Origin of the sequence: Cupriavidus sp. 2TAF22, assembly GCF_052115045.1 — a bacterium.
Taxonomy (GTDB): Bacteria; Pseudomonadota; Gammaproteobacteria; order Burkholderiales; family Burkholderiaceae; genus Cupriavidus.
Genome location: NZ_JBFRFX010000095.1, coordinates 1 through 5,055, shown reverse-complemented (window position 1 = coordinate 5,055; position 5,055 = coordinate 1). Strand labels below are relative to the sequence as shown.

General features: G+C 66.2%; 5 protein-coding genes. 4 read left to right on the top strand and 1 reads right to left on the bottom strand.

Going from position 1 to position 5,055, the window contains the following annotated elements; all coding sequences use genetic code 11:
* Window positions 1–186: 2Fe-2S iron-sulfur cluster-binding protein (locus AB4Z48_RS40145; RefSeq protein WP_441624417.1), on the bottom strand; the 186-nt coding region annotated here is incomplete at its 3' end.
* A gap of 449 nt (window positions 187–635) precedes the next feature.
* On the opposite strand from AB4Z48_RS40145, the gene AB4Z48_RS40140 reads away from it, so the two are divergent.
* The 4 genes from AB4Z48_RS40140 to AB4Z48_RS40125 all read left to right on the top strand — a co-directional run.
* On the top strand, window positions 636–2,159 hold the full coding sequence (locus AB4Z48_RS40140) for an aldehyde dehydrogenase family protein (RefSeq protein WP_441624416.1): 1,524 nt from the start codon (window positions 636–638) through the stop codon (window positions 2,157–2,159).
* Between the two features lie 222 nt (window positions 2,160–2,381).
* A complete protein-coding gene (locus tag AB4Z48_RS40135; protein WP_013956691.1) occupies window positions 2,382–3,047 on the top strand; it encodes a haloacid dehalogenase type II in 666 nt (221 codons plus the stop codon).
* A 28-nt stretch (window positions 3,048–3,075) separates the two neighbouring features.
* Window positions 3,076–4,365 (top strand): NAD(P)/FAD-dependent oxidoreductase, encoded by a 1,290-nt coding sequence (locus AB4Z48_RS40130; protein ID WP_441624413.1) that lies wholly within the window; start codon window positions 3,076–3,078, stop codon window positions 4,363–4,365.
* A 74-nt stretch (window positions 4,366–4,439) separates the two neighbouring features.
* Window positions 4,440–5,055 (top strand): ABC transporter substrate-binding protein (locus tag AB4Z48_RS40125; protein WP_441624411.1); only part of this gene is annotated, 616 nt, incomplete at its 3' end.

Sequence of the window (5,055 nt, the reverse complement as noted above, 5' to 3'; positions counted from 1 at the left end):
CGCACGCGGGCCGTCGCCGAATTCGCTGTCGCGCACGCGCCGGCCATTCAGCAGCAGTGCGACCAGAAGGGTGTCACCCGCCAGGGCGGTGGCACTGCGGCCATCGATGCGCAGGGTGATGGCGGGGCGGTCGGATTCTGCCAGCCGCAGGAATCGCGCGGGCAGTGGGGGAGCGTTGTCGGGCATGGGCGGCGGCTCGGCGTTGGTTTGGAAACAATGGGCTGACCGGACTGACTGAATGGGCTTTGCGGACTTCACAACAGGCTGGCCTGTGCCTCAAGCTTAGGGCGAGTGGCACATGGCGTGGTGCTGCATTCAGGGGACTGAGCGAAGCACGCTGCTGTTATGCGGGCCGTGGCAGCAGATTGTTTGGCAGAGGGCTTCCGGCAGCCTCGCGCAGCAGGCCAAGGCTGTCCAGCCATTGGTCCGGCGCCATGCCGCAGTGCATGGCGATGTCGTTGTGGTGATCGATCGGACTTATCCTGGGCCATATCGTTCGCGCGGAGCCAGAATGCCCTCGGGTTTATCCGAGGGATGCAAGAATCGTCCGCCTCGGGTGGCAGTTTCGCAATTCGATGCGGTAGCGCGGTCCGTAACGGAGACAAATGCTGAGACTTCTTGTCTAGCATGGAGGCATGAATCCACTATCGGTGCCGGCACGCGGCGCCCCTCCTTCCGTGCAAATATTCGACCCCCAGACAGTCTCCGTTCCCTCGGGCCATTTCATTGGCGGGCGGCTCGTGCCTGATGCCGGCCGCATCCCCGTGCGGCGCCCCTCCGATAACCAGGTGCATGCCGAGCTGCCGCTGGCTGACGCCGCCGCTGTGGATGCGGCGGTGCAGGACGCGTGGAAGGCGTGGCGTACCAGCGACTGGGCGCGCCGTGCCCCGCGCGAGCGAGCGCGCGTGCTGCGTCGCTGGGCCGACCTGATCGAAGCCGATGTGCAGGGTCTCGCGCCGCTCGAAGCGGTGTGCTCCACGCGGCCGGTGCACGCTGCCTCGGCCTGGGATGTGCCTTTCACCGCCGAAGGCCTGCGATTCTTCGCCGAATATGCCGACAAGGTCGGTGGGGACGTGGCGGCCACGCAGCACGATCACCTAGGCATGGTGGTGGCCGAGCCATATGGCGTGGTGGGTGCGATCACCCCATGGAATTTCCCGCTGGTGATGGTGTCGTGGAAGGTGGGCGCGGCGCTTGCCGCCGGCAACGCGGTGGTGCTCAAGCCTTCCGAGCTGACGCCGTTCTCCGCTGTGCGCCTGGCCCAGCTGGCGATCGAGGCGGGCGTGCCGCCGGGCCTGTTCAACGTGGTGCAGGGCGACGGGCGGACCACGGGCGATGCGCTCACGCGCCACCCCCTGATCTCGAAAATGACCTTTACGGGATCGACGCAAACGGGCGCCGCGATCATGGCCAGTTGCGCGTCGCATGGCCCCAAACCAGTCACGCTGGAACTGGGCGGAAAGAGCCCGCAACTGGTATTCGATGACGCGCCGGACCTCGATCGGCTGGCAGGCATCATTGCCGGCGCCATCACCGGCAATGCAGGCCAGGTATGTGTCGCGGGCTCGCGCCTGATTGTGCAGCGCGGCATTGCCGAGGCGCTGGTCGAGCGCATCGCGGCACGCTTTGCCGCGCTGCGGCCCGGTGCGACCTGGGATGACGCGGCGACGCTGCCGCCCATCATCTCGGCAGCACAGGCGGCGCGCATCCTCGACATCGTCGAGCGCGCGTGCTGCCCGGGCGCGCAGGTGCGCAGCGGCGGCGGGCTGTTCGACGGCGGGCCGGGCGGCGCATACTTCCAGCCCACGCTGATCGAAGGCGTGCGGGCGGACAATCCTGCCGTGCAGGAGGAAATCTTCGGTCCGGTGCTCACGGTGCAAACGTTCGACGACGAAGAAGAGGGCCTGGCGCTCGCCTCGCACGAGCGTTACGGCCTGGCCGCCGGCGTACACACTGCCGATATCGGAAGAGCGCTGCGCGCCATGCGCGGCATCGCCGCCGGCACGGTGTGGATCAACCGCTACGGGCGCAGTTCGGATTTTGTGATTCCCACCGGCGGCTACCACCAGTCGGGCATCGGCAAGGATCTGGGGCGCCAGGCCGTAGAGGCAAATTTGCGCTTCAAAAGCGTGCTGATCGATTTTGCTGCGGCGCGTTAGCGGTGCGTCATCACTCGCCTGCGCACCCCTGCGGTGCCAACCGCATGACCTGCCGCGGGACCCATGACAAACCGCAGTTTCGCCGCGTGCCACGGCCTCATTTCCATATAAACGCTATGCGGCCGCGTGCTTTAATCCTTTCGAAATAATTCTGTCGCCTGCGCCGGACAATGCGCGGCTCCACCCCGGTCGCCGACCGGAAAACCCTGAGGATCAGAGACCATGACCTTCCGTCCCAAGTACGTGACCTTCGACTGCTATGGCACGCTTACGCGTTTCCGCATGGGCGAAATGACGCGCGAACTGTTCGCAGATCGCATCCCTGCCGAGCAGATGGAGCAGTTCATCGCCGACTTCAGTGCCTACCGTTTCGACGAGGTACTGGGCGACTGGCAGCCCTACGAAGTGGTGCTGAAGAACGCCGTGCGCCGCCTGTGCAAGAAGTGGAAGATCCAGTACTTCGACACCGATGGCCAGCAATACTACGACGCCGTGCCGACGTGGGGCCCGCATGAGGATGTGCCCGCTGGCCTGGCCAAGGTGGCCAAGGAGATTCCGCTGGTGATCCTGTCGAACGCCTCGGACGCCCAGATCCAGAAGAATGTGGCCATGCTCGGCGCGCCGTTCCACCGCGTCTACACCGCGCAGCAGGCCCAGGCCTACAAGCCGCGCCTGAAGGCCTTCGAGTACATGCTCGACTCGCTGGGCTGCAACCCGGAGGATGTGCTGCACGTGTCGTCGAGCCTGCGCTACGACCTGATGTCGGCTGACGACATCGGCATCGTTAACAAGGTTTTCGTGAACCGTGGTCACGGCCCGGGCAACGCGGCGTACCGCTACACCGAGATCCAGGATATCGGTGGCCTGCCCGGCGTCGTCGGCCTTTGAATTGAGCTTCCACAGTTCCATCCCCACCATGAAGCTTGATTCCTACTGGAACGATTCGGTGCCAAGACTGGTACTGGACGCGCACAATCTGCCGCCGCAGGTCGATGTGGCCATCATCGGCGGCGGCTTCACGGGGCTCTCGGCGGCGCTGGCGCTGGCGCGGCGTGGCGCCAGCGTGGTGGTGCTGGAGGCCGGCGCCACCGTGGCGCCCGAGGCCTCGGGGCGCAATGGCGGCCATGTGAACAACGGGCTGGCGGTGGACTACGCGGAGCTGGCTGCCAGGGTGGGCGTGGAACGCGCCCGCGGCTGGTACCACGCCTATGACGACGCGGTCGATACCGTGGAGCGTATCGTGCGCGACGAGGGCATTGCCTGCGACTTCCAGCGCAACGGCAAGCTCAAGCTCGCCACCAAGGCTCACCAGATGGACGCGCTGCGGCGCAGCGCCGAGCGCCTGGTCGTCGACGGCGTGGATACCGACGTGGAAATTCTCGACGCGGCGCGCGTGGGTGCCGAGGTGCAGAGCGAGCGTTTTCACGGCGGCCTGCTGTACAAGCGCAGCGGCCAGATGCATATGGGCCGCTTCGCGCAAGGACTGGCCGTGGCAGCACAGCGCCATGGCGCACAGATCCACACTGGCACCTGCGTGCTCCGCATCGAGCGTGTGCAAGGCCAGGTGCACCGCCTGCACACCGAGCGCGGCACGGTGCTGGCCCGGCAGGTGCTGCTCGCTACCGGGGCATCGCGCCACGGCGGCTACGGCAGCTTCGGCTGGCTGCGCCGTCGCATCGTGCCGATCGGCAGTTTCATCGTTACCACGGAGCCGCTGGGCGTCGAACGCGCTAGGGCACTGCTGGCCAAACGCCGTACCTATGTCACGGTGGCGAACATTCACCATTACTTCCGCCTCACGCCCGACCACCGGCTGGTGTTCGGCGGCAGGGCGCGCTTTGCCGTCTCCAGCCCGCAGCAGGATGCTGCCAGCGGGGAGATCCTGCGCGCCGGCCTGGCCCAGATCTTCCCGCAGCTCGGCCACGTCCGGCTCGACTATTGCTGGGGCGGATTGGTCGACATGACGCAGGACCGCCTGCCGCATGCAGGCGAGCACGACGGCCTGTTCTACTCCATGGGCTAYAGCGGSCATGGCACGCAGATGTCGGTGCACATGGGCGAGCGCATGGCTGCGGTGATGGCCGGCGACGCGGCTGCCAATCCGTGGCGCGAGCGCGACTGGCCCGCCATTCCCGGGCATTTTGGCCCGCCGTGGTTCCTGCCTGCGGTGGGCTTGTACTACCAGCTCAAGGACCGGCTTGCTTGAGCTTTGCGCACCTGCTGAGCTTTCGCCGCGATCCCGCTGTTTCCCTCTCAGAATAATCAGGAGCACAACCAACCATGAACGATAGCGGTAATGAGTTCGAGAGCATTGTCGGTCCCGGCGAAAGCCTTCGTGTGATGGATCTGCTCAAGCGCGGAGCCACGCGGCGTGACGTGCTGGCGATGCTGCTGGCGGGCGGCATGCAGGCCACGCTGGCCGGCAGCCTGGCTGGCATGGCCGCCAAGGCCCATGCAGAGACGCCAAAGCGTGGTGGCCGTATCCGCGTGGCCGTTGCCACGGGAGCCGCCTCCGATACGCTCGATCCGGCCAAGCAGTCGAACCAGAACGACTACGTGCGCTGCAACATGGTCTACAACGGGCTGACCTCGCTCGATAGGAGCCTGACGCCGCGGGCTGCCCTGGCCGAATCGTTCAACACCACCGATGCCAAGACCTGGGTCTTCACGCTGCGCAAGGGCGTGGCCTTCCACGACGGCAAGGCGTTGTCCCCGGCCGACGTGGTGTATTCGATCATGCGCCACAAGGACCCCGCCACCGCTTCCAAGGCCAAGGTGCTGGCCGAGCAGATCGAGAGCGTGAAAGCCACCGGCCCGAACGAGGTCACGGTGGTGCTCACCAGCCCCAATGCCGACCTGCCGGTGATCCTGGGCACCTTCCACTTCCTCATCGTCA